Annotated in this window: 16 protein-coding genes and 2 rRNA genes; 12 read left to right on the top strand and 6 right to left on the bottom strand. The window is 46.1% G+C overall.

From position 1 onward, the window contains the following. Window positions 1-285: 285 nt before the first annotated feature. From OCU49_RS05590 to OCU49_RS05600, 3 genes are all read left to right on the top strand, one after another. Window positions 286-3,175, top strand: a 23S ribosomal RNA gene (locus tag OCU49_RS05590). Window positions 3,176-3,336: 161 nt separating this feature from the next. After that, window positions 3,337-3,452, top strand: a 5S ribosomal RNA gene (gene rrf, locus OCU49_RS05595). A 230-nt stretch (window positions 3,453-3,682) separates the two neighbouring features. Further along, window positions 3,683-6,061 carry a putative bifunctional diguanylate cyclase/phosphodiesterase gene (locus OCU49_RS05600; protein ID WP_261843996.1) on the top strand — a complete coding sequence of 793 codons (2,379 nt, stop codon included), beginning with the start codon at window positions 3,683-3,685 and terminating at the stop codon, window positions 6,059-6,061. 7 nt (window positions 6,062-6,068) lie between these two features. On the opposite strand, the gene OCU49_RS05605 is transcribed toward OCU49_RS05600, so the two are convergent. Beyond that, entirely contained in the window at window positions 6,069-6,569 is a 501-nt protein-coding gene (locus OCU49_RS05605; protein ID WP_261843997.1) for a redoxin family protein, read from the bottom strand. Window positions 6,570-6,689: 120 nt separating this feature from the next. Here OCU49_RS05605 and OCU49_RS05610 point away from each other — a divergent pair, with 120 nt between their 5' ends. Next, the gene (locus tag OCU49_RS05610; protein WP_261843998.1) at window positions 6,690-7,223 is read left to right on the top strand and encodes a cysteine hydrolase family protein; all 534 of its coding nucleotides are present in this window, start codon (window positions 6,690-6,692) and stop codon (window positions 7,221-7,223) included. On the opposite strand, the gene OCU49_RS05615 is transcribed toward OCU49_RS05610, so the two are convergent. From OCU49_RS05615 to OCU49_RS05625, 3 genes are read right to left on the bottom strand one after another with little or no spacing between them, the layout of a single operon-like run. Beyond that, a complete protein-coding gene (locus tag OCU49_RS05615) occupies window positions 7,213-8,346 on the bottom strand; it encodes a tRNA-queuosine alpha-mannosyltransferase domain-containing protein (RefSeq protein ID WP_261843999.1) in 1,134 nt (377 codons plus the stop codon). The two genes, OCU49_RS05610 and OCU49_RS05615, sit on opposite strands and share 11 nt — an antisense overlap. A 45-nt stretch (window positions 8,347-8,391) precedes the next feature. Next, the gene (locus OCU49_RS05620) at window positions 8,392-9,528 is read right to left on the bottom strand and encodes an amidohydrolase (RefSeq protein ID WP_261844000.1); all 1,137 of its coding nucleotides are present in this window, start codon (window positions 9,526-9,528) and stop codon (window positions 8,392-8,394) included. 10 nt (window positions 9,529-9,538) lie between these two features. Further along, a complete protein-coding gene (locus OCU49_RS05625; RefSeq protein WP_261844001.1) occupies window positions 9,539-10,453 on the bottom strand; it encodes a DMT family transporter in 915 nt (304 codons plus the stop codon). A gap of 175 nt (window positions 10,454-10,628) precedes the next feature. On the opposite strand from OCU49_RS05625, the gene OCU49_RS05630 reads away from it, so the two are divergent. Continuing rightward, complete coding sequence (locus OCU49_RS05630; protein ID WP_261844002.1) at window positions 10,629-11,561, top strand: AraC family transcriptional regulator; 933 nt, start codon at window positions 10,629-10,631, stop codon at window positions 11,559-11,561. Window positions 11,562-11,604: 43 nt separating this feature from the next. Here OCU49_RS05630 and OCU49_RS05635 read toward each other — a convergent pair whose 3' ends face one another. Beyond that, window positions 11,605-12,834: an ATP-grasp domain-containing protein gene (locus OCU49_RS05635; protein WP_261844003.1), complete on the bottom strand. Its 1,230-nt coding sequence runs from the start codon at window positions 12,832-12,834 to the stop codon at window positions 11,605-11,607. A gap of 405 nt (window positions 12,835-13,239) precedes the next feature. Between OCU49_RS05635 and OCU49_RS05640 the strand changes: the two genes are divergently transcribed. Both OCU49_RS05640 and OCU49_RS05645 read left to right on the top strand, forming a co-directional pair. Then, window positions 13,240-13,500, top strand: a complete 261-nt coding sequence (locus OCU49_RS05640; RefSeq protein WP_261844004.1) for an FAD assembly factor SdhE — start codon at window positions 13,240-13,242, stop codon at window positions 13,498-13,500. After that, a complete protein-coding gene (locus OCU49_RS05645) occupies window positions 13,478-13,945 on the top strand; it encodes a protein YgfX (RefSeq protein WP_336605383.1) in 468 nt (155 codons plus the stop codon). Before OCU49_RS05640 ends, OCU49_RS05645 begins: the two co-directional genes overlap by 23 nt. Before the next feature lie 18 nt (window positions 13,946-13,963). Here the strand turns inward: OCU49_RS05645 and nadB are convergent, their stop codons facing one another. After that, window positions 13,964-15,556, bottom strand: coding sequence for an L-aspartate oxidase (gene nadB, locus OCU49_RS05650; protein WP_261844006.1), 1,593 nt, complete (start codon window positions 15,554-15,556; stop codon window positions 13,964-13,966). A gap of 256 nt (window positions 15,557-15,812) precedes the next feature. Here nadB and rpoE point away from each other — a divergent pair, with 256 nt between their 5' ends. From rpoE to lepA, 5 genes are all read left to right on the top strand, one after another. After that, window positions 15,813-16,397 (top strand): RNA polymerase sigma factor RpoE, encoded by a 585-nt coding sequence (rpoE, locus tag OCU49_RS05655; RefSeq protein WP_261844007.1) that lies wholly within the window; start codon window positions 15,813-15,815, stop codon window positions 16,395-16,397. 75 nt (window positions 16,398-16,472) lie between these two features. Then, complete coding sequence (locus tag OCU49_RS05660; RefSeq protein ID WP_261844008.1) at window positions 16,473-17,312, top strand: MucB/RseB C-terminal domain-containing protein; 840 nt, start codon at window positions 16,473-16,475, stop codon at window positions 17,310-17,312. Between the two features lie 48 nt (window positions 17,313-17,360). Next, on the top strand, window positions 17,361-17,804 hold the full coding sequence (locus tag OCU49_RS05665) for a SoxR reducing system RseC family protein (RefSeq protein WP_261844009.1): 444 nt from the start codon (window positions 17,361-17,363) through the stop codon (window positions 17,802-17,804). 23 nt (window positions 17,805-17,827) lie between these two features. Further along, on the top strand, window positions 17,828-19,234 hold the full coding sequence (locus OCU49_RS05670; protein WP_261844010.1) for a DegQ family serine endoprotease: 1,407 nt from the start codon (window positions 17,828-17,830) through the stop codon (window positions 19,232-19,234). 196 nt (window positions 19,235-19,430) lie between these two features. Beyond that, window positions 19,431-21,230, top strand: a complete 1,800-nt coding sequence (gene lepA / locus OCU49_RS05675; RefSeq protein WP_261844011.1) for a translation elongation factor 4 — start codon at window positions 19,431-19,433, stop codon at window positions 21,228-21,230. The last annotated feature ends 2 nt before the right edge of the window (window positions 21,231-21,232 follow it).

Genomic DNA, 21,232 nt, shown 5'->3' on the forward strand with positions numbered 1-21,232 from the left:
CCTTGATAAAGAAAAGCTTGGCAGTGATGTAATGATCGCATTATCGCTCAAGTTTATGAAAGTTTTAAAAAATATTCACGATGTTGTGACTATCTTTTAAAGCTTTTTGCTTTAAACGCTCTTTAACAATTTAAATCCTGTAAAAAACGAGAATTAAGAAGTAAAAAATGTACAAGCGCTAATCCGGCGTAAATGTATCGTTACTTCAGCGTTATTTACTTTGTATAAAGTAGATGGCTATGAAGTTTTATCAGTCACTTTGAATCAGACCCTTTTGGGTTATATGGTCAAGTGACTAAGCGTGCACGGTGGATGCCTTGGCAGTCAGAGGCGATGAAGGACGTGGTAACCTGCGATAAGGTTTGGGGAGTCGGTAAACAGGCTTTGATCCAAACATTTCCGAATGGGGAAACCCACCCAGTGTAAGCTGGGTATCTCTTGAGTGAATACATAGCTCTTGAGAGGCGAACTCGGGGAACTGAAACATCTAAGTACCCGAAGGAAAAGAAATCAACCGAGATTCCCCTAGTAGCGGCGAGCGAACGGGGACCAGCCCTTAAGCTGTGTTGTAGTTAGTAGAACGCTCTGGAAAGTGCGGCCGTAGTGGGTGATAGCCCCGTATACGAAAACTTATACACAGTGAAATCGAGTAGGACGGGACACGTGATATCCTGTCTGAACATGGGGGGACCATCCTCCAAGGCTAAATACTCCTGACTGACCGATAGTGAACCAGTACCGTGAGGGAAAGGCGAAAAGAACCCCTGTGAGGGGAGTGAAATAGAACCTGAAACCGTGTACGTACAAGCAGTGGGAGCGGACTTGTTCCGTGACTGCGTACCTTTTGTATAATGGGTCAGCGACTTAATTTCAGTAGCAAGGTTAACCGTTTAGGGGAGCCGTAGGGAAACCGAGTCTTAATAGGGCGTGTAGTTGCTGGGATTAGACCCGAAACCGAGCGATCTATCCATGGGCAGGTTGAAGGTTGAGTAACATCAACTGGAGGACCGAACCGACTGTCGTTGAAAAGCCAGCGGATGACTTGTGGATCGGAGTGAAAGGCTAATCAAGCTCGGAGATAGCTGGTTCTCCTCGAAAGCTATTTAGGTAGCGCCTCATATCTCACCTACGGGGGTAGAGCACTGTTTCGGCTAGGGGGTCATCCCGACTTACCAACCCGATGCAAACTCCGAATACCGTAGAGTGCAATTATGGGAGACACACTGCGGGTGCTAACGTCCGTTGTGGAAAGGGAAACAACCCAGACCGTCAGCTAAGGTCCCAAAGTTATGGTTAAGTGGGAAACGATGTGGGAAGGCTCAGACAGCTAGGAGGTTGGCTTAGAAGCAGCCACCCTTTAAAGAAAGCGTAATAGCTCACTAGTCGAGTCGGCCTGCGCGGAAGATATAACGGGGCTCAAACCATACACCGAAGCTACGGACGCAACTTGTTTGCGTGGTAGAGGAGCGTTCTGTAAGCCGTTGAAGGGAAAGCTGTAAGGCATCCTGGAGGTATCAGAAGTGCGAATGCTGACATGAGTAACGATAAGGGGGGTGAAAAACCTCCCCGCCGGAAGACCAAGGGTTCCTATCCAATGCTAATCAGGGTAGGGTGAGTCGACCCCTAAGGCGAGGCCGAAAGGCGTAGTCGATGGGAAACAGGTTAATATTCCTGTACTTCTTGTTATTGCGATGGAGTGACGGAGAAGGCTAGGCCATCACGGCGTTGGTTGTCCGTGTTTAAGGCTGTAGGCTGGGGAATTAGGAAAATCCGGTTCCCTAAGGCTGAGAGTCGATGACGAGTCCTCTTTTGGACGAAGTGGTTGATGCCATGCTTCCAGGAAAAACTTCTAAGCTTCAGATAACAAGAAATCGTACCCCAAACCGACACAGGTGGTCAGGTAGAGAATACCAAGGCGCTTGAGAGAACTCGGGTGAAGGAACTAGGCAAAATGGTACCGTAACTTCGGGAGAAGGTACGCCCCTGACGGTGATGAGACTTGCTCTCTAAGCTGTTGGGGGTCGAAGATACTAGGTGGCTGCGACTGTTTATTAAAAACACAGCACTCTGCAAACACGAAAGTGGACGTATAGGGTGTGACGCCTGCCCGGTGCTTGAAGGTTAATTGATGGGGTTAGCTTCGGCGAAGCTCTTGATCGAAGCCCAAGTAAACGGCGGCCGTAACTATAACGGTCCTAAGGTAGCGAAATTCCTTGTCGGGTAAGTTCCGACCTGCACGAATGGCGTAACGATGGCCACACTGTCTCCACCCGAGACTCAGTGAAATTGAAATTGCGGTTAAGATGCCGTATATCCGCGGCTAGACGGAAAGACCCCGTGAACCTTTACTATAGCTTCGCAGTGGACTTTGATATTACTTGTGTAGGATAGCTGGGAGGCTTTGAAACTTGGACGCTAGTTCGAGTGGAGCCAATCTTGAAATACCAGCCTGGTACTATTGAGGTTCTAACGCAGGTCCCTTATCGGGATCGCGGACATTGTGTGGTGGGTAGTTTGACTGGGGCGGTCTCCTCCTAAAGAGTAACGGAGGAGTACGAAGGTGCGCTCAGCATGGTCGGAAATCATGCATCGAGTATAAAGGCATAAGCGCGCTTGACTGCGAGACTGACACGTCGAGCAGGTACGAAAGTAGGTCTTAGTGATCCGGTGGTTCTGTATGGAAGGGCCATCGCTCAACGGATAAAAGGTACTCCGGGGATAACAGGCTGATACCGCCCAAGAGTTCACATCGACGGCGGTGTTTGGCACCTCGATGTCGGCTCATCACATCCTGGGGCTGAAGCCGGTCCCAAGGGTATGGCTGTTCGCCATTTAAAGTGGTACGCGAGCTGGGTTTAGAACGTCGTGAGACAGTTCGGTCCCTATCTGCCGTGGACGTTTGAGATTTGAGAAGAGTTGCTCCTAGTACGAGAGGACCGGAGTGAACGAACCTCTGGTGTTCGGGTTGTCATGCCAATGGCATTGCCCGGTAGCTATGTTCGGACAGGATAACCGCTGAAAGCATCTAAGCGGGAAGCCCCCTTCAAGATGAGATCTCACTGGGACCTTGAGTCCCCTGAAGAGCCGTTCAAGACCAGGACGTTGATAGGCTGGGTGTGTAAGCGTTGTGAGGCGTTGAGCTAACCAGTACTAATTGCTCGTGAGGCTTGACCATATAACGCCAAAAGCGTTTGGTTGTGTGATTACACAACACGGATCAAGTGATTGATGAAGATACATTGCTGCAAAGCATGTTGGATTAGAGTTTGTACATCATCTTAAGACTCGGATTAGCCTGAAGAAGGCATACAGGATTTTTATTGTTACAGTTTTTTGCTTGGCGACCATAGCGAGATGGAACCACCCGATCCCTTACCGAACTCGGAAGTGAAACGTCTTAGCGCCGATGGTAGTGTGGGGATTCCCCATGTGAGAGTAGGTCATCGCCAAGCACCTATTTAAGAAACCCTGCTACGTTGTAGCAGGGTTTTTTTTCGTCTGCAGAAAAGCCAGGTCTTTGGCTGCTCAAGCTCATCTGTTTAAGAAGTCTTGCTTGGTTTTACCGTAGGCCCATTATTGCCTGCTGTAATTGAGTACTGATTATTTACCTAGGTTAGTCATTGTAATCAAACGTATGTTATAAATGTGTCACAGCGTGAATCCTTTGATGTAAGGGGGTTGAGTGGATACGGTTGTAGTGAGCAACTCAGCTACTTTGGATAAGACGTTAAGATCGGTAACAGGCGTACTGATTTTCAATTTAAGTGGTCAGATTAGCTATGCTAATCAGCAGGCTGCGGCGTTTTTAGATCTAAAGCAGGCAGATGTAAGTGACTGCGGTATTGAAGATTTTTTCCGGACAGAGTCAGGCCATGTGCCCCTTAGTAAGCTGATCGTTGCTGATTTTTGGCAAGGTTCACTGCTTGTTGAGGATGTCTGTATATCTGCTGAAGTAAGTCGTATTGGCAGAACCACTGAATGGCTACTCGAATTCTCTTTTCATGAATATGTTCTTCCTGTTGCTGATGATGATCTGCATGCGCGGCTACGCCATGCGGTAGACAGTGGGATGGAAGGACTATCGTTACACAACGCAGAAGGCCTGTTTGTTTATGTTAATCCCGCTGAAGCTGAGTTATATGGGTATTCAGTTGGAGAGCTACTTGGCGAGCACTGGAGTAAGTTATATAGCGCTGTGCAGATTCAGCAGATTAACGAAACGTATTTTCCACTGGTGCTTGCTGAAGGAAAGTGGCGAGGTGAGCTTGAAGGTCAACGCAAAGATGGCAGTAGATTTGATGTAGAGGTTTCACTAACCCTGATCAGGGATGATGCAGGTGAACCTGTGGGGCTTATCTGTACTTGCCGGGATATATCAGAACGTAAACTCATTGAACATCAGTTACGGCAGGCAGCAGCAGTTTTTGCCAGCGCTGGTCAGGGCATAGTTATAACAGATATTGATTTCCGTATCATTGCAGTCAACCCGGCTACGCTTGGTACTTCCGGTTACACTGAGCCGCAATTACTTGGTCAGCCTATTTATTTTCTCTCCAAAAAAGATCGGCGAAATATTCGTCTTGCTAAGCTATTTTCATTGGCCGCTGAGGGGAAGTGCTGGCAGGGGGAGGTATGGGCAAAGCGTGCAAACGGAGATATATACCCGATTTGGATGACGATGTCCGCGGTCTATGCGGAAGATAATCAGCTTACGAGTCTGGTGTTTGTTTTTTCAGATATTTCCAGTACCAAAGACGCTCAGGCTAAGCTTGATAAGTTGGCTCATTATGATCATTTAACGGGCCTGCCAAATCGGCTGCTACTTAATGAGCGTTTAGATAATGCTATTTACAGGGCTAAACGTCGTAAACAGAAAATTGCGCTTTTGTTCCTTGATCTCGATTATTTTAAAAATATCAACGATAGCCTGGGCCATGCTGTAGGTGATGAACTTTTAAAAGAAGTTGCCAAGCGCATTCGGCAATCTTGTCATCCGGATGATCTGGTTGCACGTCTCAGCGGTGATGAGTTTACTGTCGTTTGCCAGAACATTCCTGGCGTAGAACAGGCGGAGCATCTTGCATCCAGGCTTATCGATTGTATTGCTGAGCCTATGGACATTGAAGGCTATGATTATTATCAGAATGTCAGTATTGGTATAAGTATGTATCCCCGTGACGGAGGCTGTATTTCAGAGCTAATGAAAAGCGCCGATATAGCTATGTACAAAGCTAAGGCAGAAGGTCGTCAGAGTTATCCGGTATATAGCCATGATATGGCCAAGCAGGCGAATGAGATTCTAGTTGTTGAACGCGAGTTGCGTGAGGCTCTGCTCGAAGAGCAATTTGTTCTGCATTATCAGCCGGTTCTGTGTGCGGAGGGTAATCTAAAAGGGCTTGAGGCATTGGTACGCTGGCAGCATCCGAAAAGAGGCCTTATTTTCCCTGATCATTTCATTCATATTGCTGAAAGTTCACGCATTATTATTAATCTTGGTGAATGGGTGCTTCGAGAGGCCTGCTTACAAGCCAGACGCTGGATCGATGCTGGTTTTAAGTTTGAATATGTCGCGGTGAATGTTTCTGGCAGCCAGCTTGAATGGGATTTTTATCAGTTGGTTGAGAAGGTGCTTATTGAAACAGGTTTACCTGGCAATTTTCTCGAGTTAGAAATTACTGAGACCTATCTGATGACTGATTTACAAAGCCCAGAGCTGGTGCTGCAGTCATTGCGGAGTTTAGGTGTGCATCTGGCAATTGATGATTTTGGCGTAGGATATTCTTCGCTGGCAAGGCTAAAGCAGCTACCTATAAACCGTTTAAAAATTGATCGTTCGTTTATTCGCGATATTGTTGAAGATAGCAGTGACCTGTCTATCGTGAATGCAATTATTGCAATGAGTGATACCTTAGGATTAAACATTACTGCTGAAGGTGTTGAAACCGAAGCCCATTATGAACTGCTAAAGCAACATTCTAAGGTCTGTTCTCAGGGTTACTATTTTTCCAGACCTGTTGATGTTAAATCAATAGAAAGCTGGTATAGGAAAAAGTATCTGTAAAAGTGAATCAGTTCGTTCTCCAGCGGAGCCCAAGAGAGCTGCTGTAGCCCATACTTTTTTCAGCAATATTCCCCTTCGTATCTATAAGGTAATAGGTCGGAAAAGCAGAAATTTTATAGCTCTGACCAACTAGTTTGTTGCCAAGTAAAACCGGCACTTCAACTTCCTGATCACCAACAAAATCTGTAATTTCATTTATGCTTTGGTAATCAAGGGCAACGGCTACGGTCTTCACATCATCAGCTACCGCAGAAAGATTGCTAATGCTCAGCTTACAAATACTGCACCATGGCGCAAAAAAATATACCAGAGTCTGCTTTCCGGGTGTGAACAGAGGTTGAGTGTTTGTTGATTCGAGAATTGGCAAGTCAAAGTTAACTGCGGGGCGATCATTTGCCAGTAAGTTACGTTCCTGCCAAGCGGTTATGCCCAAGAAAACGACCGCAACTATGAAGGCATCCTTCCAATATTTATAAAGTAATTTCTTGAAGTTAAATAATGCAGGCATAACCGTATTTGAATTCTCGTCTATGAGTGAATTAAGACAACGATACTGACGTATATATTCATAACAGGATAAAATAATTAGAAGAAAAATATTTATCTTGGTATTAGGTGGGAGTTAGCTATGAGTCAGGCAGTGGTTGTCATCGATGTTCAACGGGCGTTTTTTGAACCTGAGCCTCTACCAGCAAAAGCTGACCAGACAATTGAAAATATTAATCGGCTCACTGTTGCTGCCAGAGCTGCTTCAGTACCGGTGGTTTTTATCTATCATGAGCGCCCTCAGAGTGGTTTGTATTTTAACTCTGATGAGTGGCAATTACAGCGTGATCTTATCACTTCTGAAGATGATCAAAAGGTGAGAAAAACAACACCTGACTCATTTCTCGAAACAGATTTGCAGGCTCTGTTAACTGAAATGCAGGTAGACGAGTTGATTATCTGTGGCTTTGCCAGTGAGTTTTGTGTCGATACAACTACCCGACGGGCAGCAGGATTAGGCTATAAGGTTAAGCTGGTCACTGATGCGCATACTACCCATGATAAGGCGCATGCTTCCGGTCAGCAGATTAGTTTGCATCATTCAAATACTCTAACTTCAATCGCCAGTTTTCCGCAGAAAGTTATTGCTGTAACCAGTGAGACAATTAGTTTTTGAGTGTTTGATCAGCGAGTTCCGTAAATATCTGACGGTAGTTTTCTCGCTGGTTTTTCCAACTGAGATGAGATGAGTCTGGTTGAGCAGGGGCTGTGAGTGGTGATGAATATTCCGTGAGTTTTTCGCAGGCGCCTTTAGCTTCCTGATTAATATCATCGGAGCAGGAGTAAAGATAGGTTTCATCAAACAATACCGGATACACTTCCCGAGCCGGTAATAATGGCAGGCAGCCACAGGTTACTGCTTCTGATACCGAGAGTCCCTGAAATTCATGAATGGCTGTAGATAGAAATATATCAGCGCCGCGCAGCCATTGCAGATATTCATCACGACTCTCTGCGTATCCAAACTGAACCAGGCGGTGTTTAAACTGTTCTGTTATAAGATTGAATTCGTTGGGAGAGTGGCGAAATTTTTGTCCCAGCAGACAAAGCCGATAGTCTATATCTTGCGTTTCAAATTGCTGAAGAATAGCCAGTAAATGGCCGGGCCCTTTGTCGTATTCCCAGCGTGCCGCCCAGACAATTCGAAGCGCTCTCTGATCATCATCCTGCCAGTCAGTATGTTTTAGTTGTGACTGTTCTGGCGAAGTAAATAGTCTGTTCTCTAATGGAACGGGTAGCACTTCAGAGCGATTTTTTAGTCTGGTTACTAATTCAGCAGGGACCTGATCAGGGAGTTTTTTCAGTAAGGCAGAAGCGCCATGCAGAAATGTATCGCGGTTATATGCTGTATTGAACAGAATTCGGTCTGCGCTCGCGGCTGTATAAATATTGAGTATCTGTGGCTCTACAGTTTTATGCGCTTTTTCTGTTGCCGGGTAGGCGAATTGATTTTCGTGGAAGTATACCATTGTAGGTGTGTTAGCCAGATTCGGTACCATACCTTTGAGTGCTGAAAGGTCTGTCATAGATGTTGCGATCAGTAAATCATAAGGTTGTTCGAGGGTTGATCTTTCCGGACCAAATGCCCAGCTCAGGCTGTTGCCACGGATTCGCCAGGAAAAGTAACGGGCGGGAAGTGTTAGTAAAGTCCAGTCATGCTCAGGAAATTGCTCAATCAGGTTCTGGTGCCAGTAACGATGGCTATCGGCATCATAGGCAGAAAGCAGCAGGATCTTCACAGTTAACGCAGCTCGTTAATTTATTCGGGGATGGGAGTATAGCGGTTACGACTCATGGAGTAACTGCCTGTAAATATCAGCAAAGAGCTGTTGGCCAGTAGCAATCAGTTCATCAGGGAAGTCGTAATCAGGATTGTGTATTTGCGGTGTCATTTCACCTGCTCCCAATGCGAACATAGCGCCATTTGTGGTTGCGCTGATTGCGCCAAAATCTTCGGACCAGCGAAAAGGCTCGTTTAACCGCTCTACGGGTTGCCCGCATCTGAAAGCCGCATTTTCAATGCGTTTAGTGCATTCAGCATCATTGTGACTTGCAGCAAAAATATCTGCCCACTGAAACTCAACGCTTAGCTGGTGCTGCTGAGCCACAGTGTTGCATTGTCTGGTGACGGATTCTATAAGATCTCTCATCGCGGAGTCAGACTCACTGCGGAGTGTTGCCAGTAATTCTGCCTGGCCGGGAGAGGTTCCAAATGCCGGCTCACCTAATTTACAGTGGATAAGTGTCAGCATTACCAGCTCTTCCTGACTGAGCTTGTCGGCAATGCTTGGCAGGGTCTGTATCAGTTCGGCTACTGCGTTGGCGGGGCTAATGCCTGTTTCAGGATAAGCAGCATGTGCCGTTTTACCGGTAAGTTTGATTGTCAGCCCGCGGGAGGCACAGTTAAAGCTGCCTTCGCGAATCATAACCAGGCCCATAGGGTGGCTGGGAAGGTTATGCAACGCGAAGCAATAGTCCGGATTGAGCTGTTTGAATATTGGGTCAGCTACAACCGCTCTGGCACCTTCGCCGGTTTCTTCGGCGGGTTGGAATAACACTATGGCGTTTCCGAAGTCAGGGAGGTTAGTCGTTATATATGCGGCCAGTGCCAGTAAGATTGTCATGTGGCCGTCATGGCCACATTTATGCGAGATACCGCTATGCACTGAACGGTGAGCAAAACAGTTAAGTTCTTCAATGGGTAATGCATCAAGCTCTGCACGAAACAGGACTGTTGGTCCCGGTTTTTGACTGTCGAAACAAGCTGCAATTCCATGTCCGCCTATTCTGGTATAGAGCCTATCTGGCTGGAGTGACTCTAGTTGTAACCTGATGAACTCAGCCGTTGACTGTTCTTTGCCTGATAATTCCGGATATTGATGTAATTGATGGCGGATTTGTTGCCAATTATTAGTTTTCATAGTCTTGATGTCACTTAGATAAATTGAACATGCGGGCAAAGCTGAAAGCCGGCGGTTTCAATTTGCTGAAGATAATAATGTTGCCGCTGATAACCAGCAGTAAACCACCAATTGACATAGGCGACCAGATATAGCCTTCATATACAGATGAAATACTTAATGCTACGACTGGGAATAAAACAGTCGCATAGGCCGCTGAATCAGGGCCGATACGTCCAACTAACATGAGGTAGGCTGTAAAGCCGATAACTGTACCTGGGATTGCCAGGTATAACAGTGCTGCCAGATAAGTTACGTCATGGTTTATAGTGAACTCAACGTTACTGATCAGGCTAATAATTAGAAGTATTCCAACGCCGTATAACATTCCCCAAGCATTGGTTGTTGGTGGTCTGAGGCCGCGCTGTTGATGACGGATGGAAAGCATGTTCCCCAGTGAAAAGCAGTAAGTGCCGGCTACAGCAAGTGCAATCCCTGGTAAAACTTGCCATAAATCCGTTTGTTGCTGAAGCTCAGGCCAGAACAGCATGCTGATACCAAGTAAGCCAAGTATTGCGCCACAGATTACCCGGATGTTGGGCTTTTTGCTGAACCAGAGCCAGTTATTAAGTGCGTTAAGCACTGTTGCCAGGGAAAAAACGACAGAGATAAGTCCGCTGGAAACGTAACCCGTGGCAAGGTAAAAGCAATAAAAGTTTACGCAGAATAAGCAGCTGCCCTGAAGCAGGCAATACAGATGGTCCTGGGTTGTGAGGGCTTGGCGTTTGTTAAATAGTTGCAATAAGCAAAACATGACAACGGCCGCTAATGAAAACCGATAGATTATTGATGCTTCGATGGCAACGTCACCGAGTTGTAGCTTTATTGCTATCCAGGTGGTTCCCCAAATAACGACAGTGAGTAGATATAAAAATCCGGTGAGCATGATGGCAGTTCCGCGATGTATGTTTCAGGTAAGTTCATATTGTTACAGTCAGGTGAGTTGTCTGGCTGGTAGGTTATTGCGTAATGGGTCACAGAAGGTGCGATTTTTGGTAAATTCTTGCGGTTTTATTTATCAGGTAATGGTCTGTGTCTGATAGGTGGATTAGCATGTAGTGATGAGTCAGCAGTTATTACAACAGGGTTCGCTGAAACAGCAGTCGTCTATGAGTCAGTGTAGTCATATGGAATATCTGGTTTTTAGCCAGTTAGATGCTTCTAAAGCAACGCTTGAACAAAGTGTTGATCTGGGGAGCGGTGTAGGTGCGGCTGTGTGGTCGAACGCTGAAGACTTTGTTGTCTATGAGGGGCCTGCTCATCATACTCTGAGTTGTTATCTTGATGGTGGCTACGATATTAGCCGAAGCCTGGAAGGGCAGCGCATGACTGGAGGAGCGCCGGGTAAAGTGTGTGTCATGCCTCAGGGGCATGAGTCATCCTGGGATGTCAGTGGCTACCTGCGTTTCTTTCATTTGTATTTTGATCATAATAATCTTGCGGAACTGACTACGCGTATCTGGGATCGCGAACATCAGGTACAAATGCCCGATCTGACATTTGAAGAAATAGCCTGGATTGATGCTTTATGTCGTAATGTGATTATGCCTTTGAACTGGGAGGCGCCGGCAGACCGTCTGACCTTGAGCAGTGCTGCCGATATGCTGATGACATATTTGTTGCAGCATTATGCCCGTCAGAATCACTTGCCGGATATATCTGGCGGTTTGGCGCCGCATATTAAGCGTCAGACTATTGAATATATGCATGCTCATCTTGAGCAAGGAGTGCGGTTGGAAGAGTTAGCTGAATTAGCGAATTTAAGCAGTTATCACTTTTCCCGGATGTTTAAACAGTCTTTGGGGGAGCCGCCACACCGTTATATGACAGAACTAAGATTGCAGAAGGCAGAGGATCTTGTCTTGAAAAGTCAGGTATCTTTAAAAGATGTTGCTTTGCAGTTGGGATTTAATGATCAGAGTCATTTTGGTAAAAAGTTTAAGCTACGTTTTGGTGTTAGCCCAGCGCAGGCACGCCGCTCTGTTCATTTATAACTACCCGGTTCCATTAAAGGTGCCGGGCGTTTTTGGCCGTCTTTTATTTAGACTGTAATGATTTTTCTTGAAGCATAATTAAGAAGTTATTGAATATTTTTTGCATCTGAGGGCGTTTGTAAGGATAAACTTCACTGCTATCCATGTCGTGAATATTTAGTGATGCACCTACTTCAAATATCAGTAGTTTGCCATCCAGTGTTTCACTGCAATCCATTCCGAAATAGTCCAGACCGACTGTTTCATGCAGCGTTCTGATCGCTGCTTCATGCCGTTTGGCAAAACCTTGTCTGAAGTTGCCCATTGCGCCGGCTTCCTCGAAACGTTTAGCGGCACTTTGCTCCATACCGGCATTACCGTAATGTACCATCCAGTGATCAGATACAGCCATGTGGGCCAGTTCAGGCTGACCGTCAATCATCACGACTCGGTATTTACGGAACTGACCATCATTGCTGCGATAATCTACATAGCGGGAAACAAAGAATTCCGGATCCGCATAGCGTTGCAGATAATCCAGTAAAGCTTCAGGCTTATCCAGTTTTTCAAGGCCTTGTCCGGCGTGAGAGTCTACCGGGCGAATAATAACCGGCATATCACCATCTACGATCAGTTCATCCAGAGGGGGATTGCCAGCGGCAACCTTTGATAGCTCTTCACGACTTACCCGAATAGTAATCGGCATGTCTATATGTTGCTGGTTTTGTAACTGATGACATATCAGATCCCGTCCCAGTACACTTATCGGAGCGGGCAGGTTGAGTAGCGGACGTGGCCAGAGATCAGCCCAGCTGTTGATATAGTCCAGCGTGGCGAGATTTCGGTCCAGTTCACTTAAGGCTACAATCGCAATGTCGTGATCAGGCAGTTCCTGCGGAAAAGGTAAAGCAGGATCCACGTAGAGAAGTTGCATACTAAAGCCCGCACCTTCGGCAATGAATTCCAGTGGTGTGTTAGTCATCAGGTTGCCGGGTGAAACTAATGCCAGTAGACGCACAGCATGGCGTTTTACTGAGGGCTCCAGATAATAGTGCTGCTGAATATCCAGAGCCTGCTGCTGAACCGCAACTCCGGTGTCCTGCTGGCCACGCAACTGGAGAAGAATCGACAGGTCTATAAGTGCCTGAGCATCACCTTTTCCGCCACGATCGATAAACTCGAGACCGAGATCGGTAAGGTCTTCACCGTGAAAAACCCGGGTCATTAAATTCGCCAGGCCATGCAAGTGAGGCGCCTGTAGTTTTGGATTGAATTGCGGAGCCGGATTATTCATGGCAATCCCTACATCTATTAACCAGGTAGAAGCCTGGCTTTGTAACAGACGTAAGAAGCAAGACTTATGCCACTAAAGAATAGTATCTGATTAATACGTAAAGATTCCCAATTGAGGTGAGCAGTTATAGAGGTGAATAGCTTTCTGATACCTTATTAAGTCTGTTTATTAGTGAGTGTGGTAGTAGTGGGTACTTACTTAATTCGTTGCTGCTTGCTTAACAGGATTGAAGGTAGTGCTTTTTTTCTTATCAAAGATGAAGGTTCCGGATGATTTATTTGCCGCTTTTGGTTGCTGAGCGGCAATTTCTCGCCGTAGTCAGATCAATACTTTGTGATACCACGCTTGCTCCTGATACGCTTAGTTTATATATTGCCCGCATAATTAAGTTGAGGAAGTCCTTAGATGTATACAGAAGAAGATGTGCGACGTTTAAAGTGGCAAAGCCGGCGCGGTATGCTGGAGCTTGATGTTCTGTTTGTGCCATTTGTTGAAGAAGCTTTTTCTGATCTTGATGAAACTGATAAGGATAGCTTCGTTAAACTGCTTACCTGTGAAGATACGGATTTGTTTGTCTGGATGATGGAGCGGGAAGAGCCTTCTGATCCGGATTTAAAGCGCATCGTTCGAATAATTCTTGACCGTGTTCAGCCCGCAGCAAGTTGAGCTGACCCCTTCACGTCGGCTCGGAGCGGTGTTCTTTGGGCTGGCGTTAATGACTGCTTATAGTCTTTGGCTGGTCATGATGCCCTGGTTCGTTTATGTACTATTGTATCCCGTCTTATTTGTGCTGTTAAACAGATGGCGGCGTCGTTATGTTTCATTAGAAAAAGAAAATTCTGTTTTGCGGTTACGTTGGCAGGCGAAGGAGCGGACGTTAGATTTGCGTCTGCAATCAGGTCAATGGCTGAACGTAACAGAAATAGAGCAACGAGTGATCTGGCCCTGGCTGACCGGCCTGCGCGTCAGGGTTGAACATCCGGAAATACAGGTTCTAAATATACTGGTATTACCGGATTCAGTGGCTTCACGAGGGCAGTACAGGCAGTTCAGAGTGATGTGCCGGTTTGCACGGGTACGTAATACGCAGGCAGAAACCGGTATTTTATAGTATCTCTGAATGAATCGATTACCAGTCGTAGTTGACCGGGGTAAGAATACTGTCGCGTGGTTCTGCATGGGTGTCTGGATAGTCCAGTGTATAGTGCAGGCCACGGCTTTCCTTGCGCAACATCGCGCAGCGGATAATCAGATCAGCAACCACAGCCAGATTACGTAATTCAAGTAAGTCACGGCTGATCTTATAGTTGCTGTAATAGTCGGTGATTTCCTGTTGTAACAAATCCACCCTGTGTTTAGCTCGCTGTAATCGTTTATCGGTTCGTACTATACCGACGTAATCCCACATAAAACGGCGCAGCTCATCCCAGTTATGAGCAATGATTACATCTTCGTCCGAATCGGTAACCTGAGATTCATCCCAACCGGGAATTTCTGGTAATTCGCAACTTTCTTTTAATGTTTGGCTTATATGCTGAGCAGCAGAAGATGCATAAACAATGCATTCAAGCAGGGAGTTACTGGCAAGGCGGTTTGCTCCGTGCAACCCGGTAAATGCTGTTTCGCCAACTGCGTACAGTCCCTCGATGTCTGTACAGCCGTGTTTGTCAGTCATGATGCCGCCACATGTGTAGTGAGCGGCAGGCACCACGGGAATCGGTTGTTTCGTAATGTCTATGCCGTAGCTCAGGCAGCGCTCATAGATAGTCGGAAAATGCTGTTTGATGAATGCTTCCGGCTTATGCGAAATATCCAGAAATAAGCAATCAGAGCCAAGCCGTTTCATTTCATGGTCTATTGCTCTGGCAACAATGTCCCGGGGAGCTAACTCTCCACGGGCATCAAACTTATCCATAAAGCGTCTGCCATTGGGCAATAATAATTTACCGCCTTCGCCCCGTACTGCTTCAGTGATCAGGAATGACTTGGCCTGAGGGTGGTACAAACAGGTTGGGTGAAATTGATTGAATTCGAGGTTGCTGACTCTGCAACCTGCTCGCCATGCTATTGCAATACCATCGCCGGAAGCACCGTCAGAATTACTGGTGTAAAGGTAGGCTTTACTTGCGCCGCCGGTGGCAAGTACAACGGAACGAGCTTTAAATACGTCGACCTTTTCGGTTTTGTTGTTTAGTACGTAAGCGCCGATGCAGGCGTTACTCGCCAGATTAAGTTTACGCCGGGTAATCAGGTCAACAGCTATACAGTCTTCAAACAGGTCAATATTTGCGCTTTCAGCTGCTCGTTGAATCAGGGTTTGCTGAATAGCTTGCCCAGTAGCGTCTGCCGAATGAATAATACGGCGATGGCTGTGGCCACCTTCTTTTGTCAGATGATACTCACCATCCTGTTGGGTAAAGGGCACACCCTGTTCAATTAACCAGTCGATGCTACTTTTGCCCTGTTCTACGGTAAAGCTTACGGCGTCAGGGCGGCTTAGATTTACACCGGCGGTCATAGTGTCGTCAATATGTGCCTGAGGTGTGTCTGTGTTGTCGAGTACTGCAGCGATACCTCCCTGTGCCTGATAGGTTGAGCCACTGGTGAGGTCAGCTTTGCTCAATACGGCGATCTTGTATTGGTCTGACAGTTGTAGTGCCAGGCCAAGACCTGACGCACCGCTGCCAATAATTAAAACGTCGTATTGAAATTCTTTACCCATGAGAGAGATCCACAAACAGGAAGCTATTAATCAGCTGCTAATTATTGCCTGAACTGGTGGTCGTAACCAGTCAGAAATAATAATTCCGAAAAATAATTATGAAAAACATGACACATGTGGAACTTAACGTGCCAGGGGTGTTCTTAATCTATGATTTAGCGATCATAAAGTGAATTGATTGCAGGGCAGGCATTCATTTTTTCCTGCGGGCTGAATAAGATAGCCGTTATTGTAGATTTTTGTATTAAGGAAACGAATGTCTAGCGAAAGCCAAGCATCGGTTGATCAGAGGTTGGTTGAGCGGGTTCAAGCGGGTGATAAGACCGCCTTTGATCTGTTGGTTAAAAAATACCAACATAAGATTATTGGCCTTATTGGTCGTTATGTATACGACCATCATGAGGCAATGGATGTTTCACAGGAAGCATTTATTAAAGCATATCGTGCGTTACCTAAGTTTCGCGGCGATAGTGCGTTTTATACATGGCTGTACCGGATAGCTATCAACACTGCTAAGAACCATCTGGTTGCTAAGGGCCGGCGTCCACCCGATATGGATGTGGATGTTGATGATGCTCATCAGTTGGAAAGTGGCCGGGGTTTAAGAGATATTGAGAATCCGGAAAACAACTTATACCGAGATGAGTTGTCACAGATTGTAAGAAGGACATTAGATAAGCTCCCTGAAGATTTACGCGCAGCTTTATCGTTGCGTGAGTTTGAAGGACTGAGCTATGAAGATATCGCGAATATTATGGATTGCCCGGTGGGTACCGTGCGTTCCCGAATATTCCGGGCACGGGAAGCAATCGATAAAGAAATTGCTCCGTTTATACAATAGCGGTCTGTAAAGGCTCGCAGTTGTATATGGAAAAGGTGAAATGCGTACTACTTTTAGTGTGTGAGGAGATCAGCAATGAGTGATCATCAGCAAGAGACTATCTCTGCTTTGATGGATAATGAAGTCAGCGAGCTGGAATTAAGAAGTTTGCTGAAACGGCTGCCAGAAGATCAGCAGTCCGGTGAACAATGGCAACGTTACCATTTGGCGAGTTCTGTTTTGAGGCAGGATGAGTCCCCGGTTGTTATGGATATCAGCAATTCCGTTATGGCCGCATTGGATGATGAGCCGACTTATACAATGAAACCTGGTGCTGACACTACAGCCGCCAGAACGATTGGTTGGCGAGAATATTTGCTGAAGCCGGTTGCAAGTATGGCAATGGCAGCTTCTGTAACTGCTGTGGTTATTCTTGGCGCCCAGCAGTATAACGTCGGTACTGTTGAAGACGGTTTGGCTCAGAGTACGCCTAATACCGGCTTTATTCTGCCGAGCACAACGTCTACTTCGGATGTGTTGCCGGCACAGTTTGGCGATCGTACGGTTAACACTGCTGAAGGTGAGCCGGATGTTATTCGTTTGAACCAAAGCCTGACTAAGTATATTAAGCAGCATGAAACACTGGTTGCTGCAGATGCTTCTTCCTGGCAGCCGAAGTGGGTACCAGAAGGTTATTCTCCGGTGAAGAACGGACGTACTTCTACAGCTGAAGTTGCTGTGTTCTCAAACGGTAAGAACGCTTTTACCGTATGTGTTGAAGAGCTTAAACAGCAGGCTTCTCTGGAAGGCGTAACGCGGGTCGGTGATGTTGTTGCCGTCGGTAAAGCTCAGGATGACCGTTTCATCACTGTTGTGGGTGATGTACCTTTAACTGTTGCGGATCGTATTGCGAATTCAGTTAAAGCAAAAGACTGATCAGTTATACTACTGATCAATTAATTGTTGATTGAATAGATCCTGAACATGATTGAAGAAGTTGGCCGGGTTATCTCCGTTGAAAAAGATAACCTGGTAGTAGAAACGATTAAACAGAGCAGTTGCTCTACCTGTAGTGCGCAAAAAAATTGTGGACAGAGCCTGTTGGCGAAGATAGGTGATGGTCGAAAATTACAAATTGCTGTCGATAACCCTGATCATCTTAAAGTTAAGTTGGATGATCAGGTTGTGCTGGGTGTCGAAGAAAGCACCTTTCTCAGCGCATCTTTACTGATTTATTTATTACCTTTAGTGGCAATGTTTGTGTTGGCTTTTGTTGCACAGACAGCTGCTCTCTCAGAACCTGTTGTTATTCTTAGTGCGCTGGCAGGATTGCTGGTGGGGTTTCTTGCGGTTCGGCTAATTGGCCGGCGCTTTGGCAAAAACTGTCGCTTCCAGCCTGTGTTATTACGCGTTGTTACTCATACTTAATGTCGATGATTCAAGGATCTCTTATGAAATCATTACATAAGCTCGTCAGCTTTATAGTTCTGTTCATCATTATTACGCCGGCACAAGCGGCCTTACCTGAGTTCAGAGACTTAGTGAAAAAAGCCTCACCGGCAGTGGTGAACATTAGTACTACTCAGGTGCAATCACAGCGACAAAGTAATTTCCCTGAATTTGAAGGTCCAAACGGTGAGCAGATACCGGAAATATTCCGGCATTTTTTCCGTTTACCTCCGGGTAGTGAGGGTTCTCAGCCGCGTCGTCAGACTCCTCAGTCACTGGGATCGGGTTTTATTATCTCGGATGACGGCTACATTCTTACCAATCACCATGTGATTAAAGATGCAGATGAAGTCATTGTGCGTCTTAATGACCGTCGTCAGTTAGATGCAATAGTGGTCGGCTCGGATGAACGCTCGGATGTCGCGTTACTTAAAATAGATGCCAGCAATTTACCTACCGTGCCAATGGGGAACTCAGATAAAGCTGAAGTAGGTGAATGGGTATTAGCTATTGGTTCGCCGTTCGGCTTTGATTACTCGGTAACGGCAGGAATTATCAGTGCAACTGACCGTAGTTTGTCGAATGGAACCTATGTACCTTTTATTCAGACGGATGTAGCGATTAACCCAGGTAACTCCGGTGGTCCATTGTTTAATCTGGATGGCGAAGTTATAGGTATTAATTCACAGATTTATACCCGTTCAGGCGGTTTTATGGGGCTTTCATTTGCGATCCCAATGAATGTTGCAATGGATGTGGTTGAGCAACTAAAAGCCAGTGGTGAAGTGCAGCGTGGCTGGTTGGGCGTTGTTATCCAGGAAGTAAGTCGTGATTTAGCTGAGTCATTTGGTCTGGATAAGCCTGAAGGCGCACTGGTTGCAAAAGTATTACCGGGAAGTCCTGCTGAAGCAGCAGGTCTTATGGAAGGGGATGTTATTTATAGCTTTGATGGCATGCCCATCAACCGTTCCAGTGACTTGCCTCATCATGTTGGCAGAGTGAAGCCAAATTCTGATGCCGTGGTGAGTGTGATTCGCAATGGTAGTCGTAAAAACATAGATGTCACAATTGGTGTGTTGGATGAAGGCGCTATGGTGATGAATACGGGTGCTCCAAAGAGTAATAAGCCTGCTGTAAATCGTTTGAATATAGAAATTGGCGAACTGGATCAGCAAATTAAAGATCGCTGGAGTGTTACATCAGGCGTGATTGTGCGTCGGGTTGATGCCGGAGCAGGTGCTGATGCAGGCCTCTTGCCTGGTGATGTTATTACTATATTGAATGGTCAGCGAATTGACTCTGTTCGTCAGTTTGACGGGATCGTCTCAGGTTTACCGATAGGAAAGGCAGTGCCAATGCGTATTGTGAGGCGGGGAAGTCCAATGTTTATTCCGCTTAAACTTAATTAAACCAGCGGTGATAAAGGAAGGGAGTGCGACTCCCTTCTTTTTTGTCAGTTACTTATATAACAGCCTGTTAACCGGGTTCTTTATCGATTGGTTTCAATGGCCGCGCAAAGTTAAATACGGTACACTTGGCCGCTTCTGATTTCGCGCCTGTTTGTAAGCAATCGCGCGCCCTATATCTTATGCTGGTGAATGCACGGTGAGTAAGCTCGATCATATTCGAAATTTTTCAATTATTGCCCATATCGATCATGGTAAATCTACCCTGGCGGATCGTTTTATTCAGACCTGTGGAGGTCTGTCTGAACGTGAGATGGCAGCGCAGGTGCTTGACTCAATGGATATTGAGCGTGAGCGCGGCATTACAATTAAGGCGCAAAGTGTCACGCTGAATTACACCGCGAAAAATGGTGAAACGTATCAGCTGAACTTTATCGATACACCGGGTCATGTGGACTTCAGTTATGAAGTATCCCGTTCACTGGCTTCATGTGAAGGCGCATTACTCGTAGTTGATGCGGCGCAGGGTGTCGAAGCCCAGTCAGTAGCCAATTGCTATACCGCGCTGGAACAGGGGCTGGAAGTATTACCTGTCCTGAATAAAATGGATTTACCTCAGGCCGAACCTGATAGAGTTCGCCTGGAGATTGAAGAAGTTATCGGCATTGATGCGAGTAACGCAGTAGCTTGTAGCGCGAAGAGCGGGTTGGGTATTGATGATGTACTGGAAGCGTTGGTTGAAGCTATTCCTGCACCAGAAGGTAGTGTAGATGCACCGCTTCAGGCTTTGATTATCGACTCCTGGTTTGATAACTATCTTGGTGTTGTATCGCTGGTGCGAGTTAAACAAGGTGTACTTCGTAAGAAAGATAAGATTGTTATTAAGTCTACCGGTCAGGTACAAGGTGTTGACAGCGTAGGTATTTTTACGCCAAAACGGGTTGAGACTGGCGAACTGAAAGCAGGCGAAGTAGGTTTTGTTGTTGCTGGTATTAAAGACATTCACGGTGCGCCTGTGGGTGACACCATTACGCATTCAAAAACGCCTGAAGTAGAAAGTCTGCCGGGTTTCCAGAAGGTACAGCCGCAAGTTTATGCCGGTTTGTTCCCTACCAGTTCTGATGATTATGAAGATTTCCGTGAAGCGCTGGATAAACTGACGCTGAACGACGCATCTTTATTCTTTGAGCCTGAATCATCTGATGCACTTGGCTTTGGTTTCCGTTGTGGTTTCCTGGGTATGCTGCATATGGAAATTATTCAGGAGCGCCTGGAGCGAGAATATAACCTTGATCTGGTTACTACTGCGCCGACAGTAGTTTACGAGTTGGAGCTGAATAATAAAGATATTATTCATATCGACAGTCCGTCCAAGTTACCTGATCTTGGCTCTGTTAATGAAATGCGTGAGCCTATCGTTGAAGCAAACATTCTGGTGCCACAAGACTATCTGGGTCAGGTCATTGGTTTGTGTGTCGATAAGCGTGGCGTTCAGAAACAAATGAATTTTGTCGGTAATCAGGTACAGATTACTTACGAATTGCCAATGGCTGAAGTGGTACTGGATTTCTTCGATCGTTTGAAATCAGTTAGCCGTGGCTACGCATCCCTGGAATACAACTTCGTACGTTTTGAAGAAGCAAAACTGGTACGTTTGGATATTCTGATCAACGGTGAGAAGGTAGATGCTCTGTCCGTTATTCTTCACAAAGATAATGCCATGTACCGTGGCCGTATGTTGTGTGAAAAGATGAAAGAACTGATTCCGCGTCAGATGTTTGATGTTGCGATTCAGGCGGCTATTGGTGGCAAAATAATTTCCCGAACCAACGTTAAGGCGCTGCGTAAAAACGTAACCGCTAAGTGTTACGGTGGTGATGTTAGCCGGAAGAAGAAACTGCTGCAGAAGCAGAAAGAAGGTAAGAAACGAATGAAGCAGGTTGGTCGTGTTGAGATTCCTCAGGACGCATTCCTGGCGGTATTAAAAGTAGATAACTAGGA

This window comes from Aliamphritea ceti (genome assembly GCF_024347215.1).
Taxonomy (GTDB): domain Bacteria; phylum Pseudomonadota; class Gammaproteobacteria; order Pseudomonadales; family Balneatricaceae; genus Amphritea; species Amphritea ceti.

Coding starts and splice junctions, on each gene's coding strand:
- OCU49_RS05630 (WP_261844002.1), top strand. CDS start 10,629: ATGAGTCAGCAGTTATTACAACAGGGTTCGCTGAAACAGCAGTCGTCT.
- OCU49_RS05660 (WP_261844008.1), top strand. CDS start 16,473: ATGAGTGATCATCAGCAAGAGACTATCTCTGCTTTGATGGATAATGAA.
- OCU49_RS05635 (WP_261844003.1), bottom strand. CDS start 12,834: ATGAATAATCCGGCTCCGCAATTCAATCCAAAACTACAGGCGCCTCAC.
- rpoE (WP_261844007.1), top strand. CDS start 15,813: ATGTCTAGCGAAAGCCAAGCATCGGTTGATCAGAGGTTGGTTGAGCGG.
- OCU49_RS05670 (WP_261844010.1), top strand. CDS start 17,828: ATGAAATCATTACATAAGCTCGTCAGCTTTATAGTTCTGTTCATCATT.
- OCU49_RS05605 (WP_261843997.1), bottom strand. CDS start 6,569: ATGCCTGCATTATTTAACTTCAAGAAATTACTTTATAAATATTGGAAG.
- OCU49_RS05610 (WP_261843998.1), top strand. CDS start 6,690: ATGAGTCAGGCAGTGGTTGTCATCGATGTTCAACGGGCGTTTTTTGAA.
- nadB (WP_261844006.1), bottom strand. CDS start 15,556: ATGGGTAAAGAATTTCAATACGACGTTTTAATTATTGGCAGCGGTGCG.
- OCU49_RS05625 (WP_261844001.1), bottom strand. CDS start 10,453: ATGCTCACCGGATTTTTATATCTACTCACTGTCGTTATTTGGGGAACC.
- OCU49_RS05620 (WP_261844000.1), bottom strand. CDS start 9,528: ATGAAAACTAATAATTGGCAACAAATCCGCCATCAATTACATCAATAT.
- OCU49_RS05640 (WP_261844004.1), top strand. CDS start 13,240: ATGTATACAGAAGAAGATGTGCGACGTTTAAAGTGGCAAAGCCGGCGC.
- OCU49_RS05665 (WP_261844009.1), top strand. CDS start 17,361: ATGATTGAAGAAGTTGGCCGGGTTATCTCCGTTGAAAAAGATAACCTG.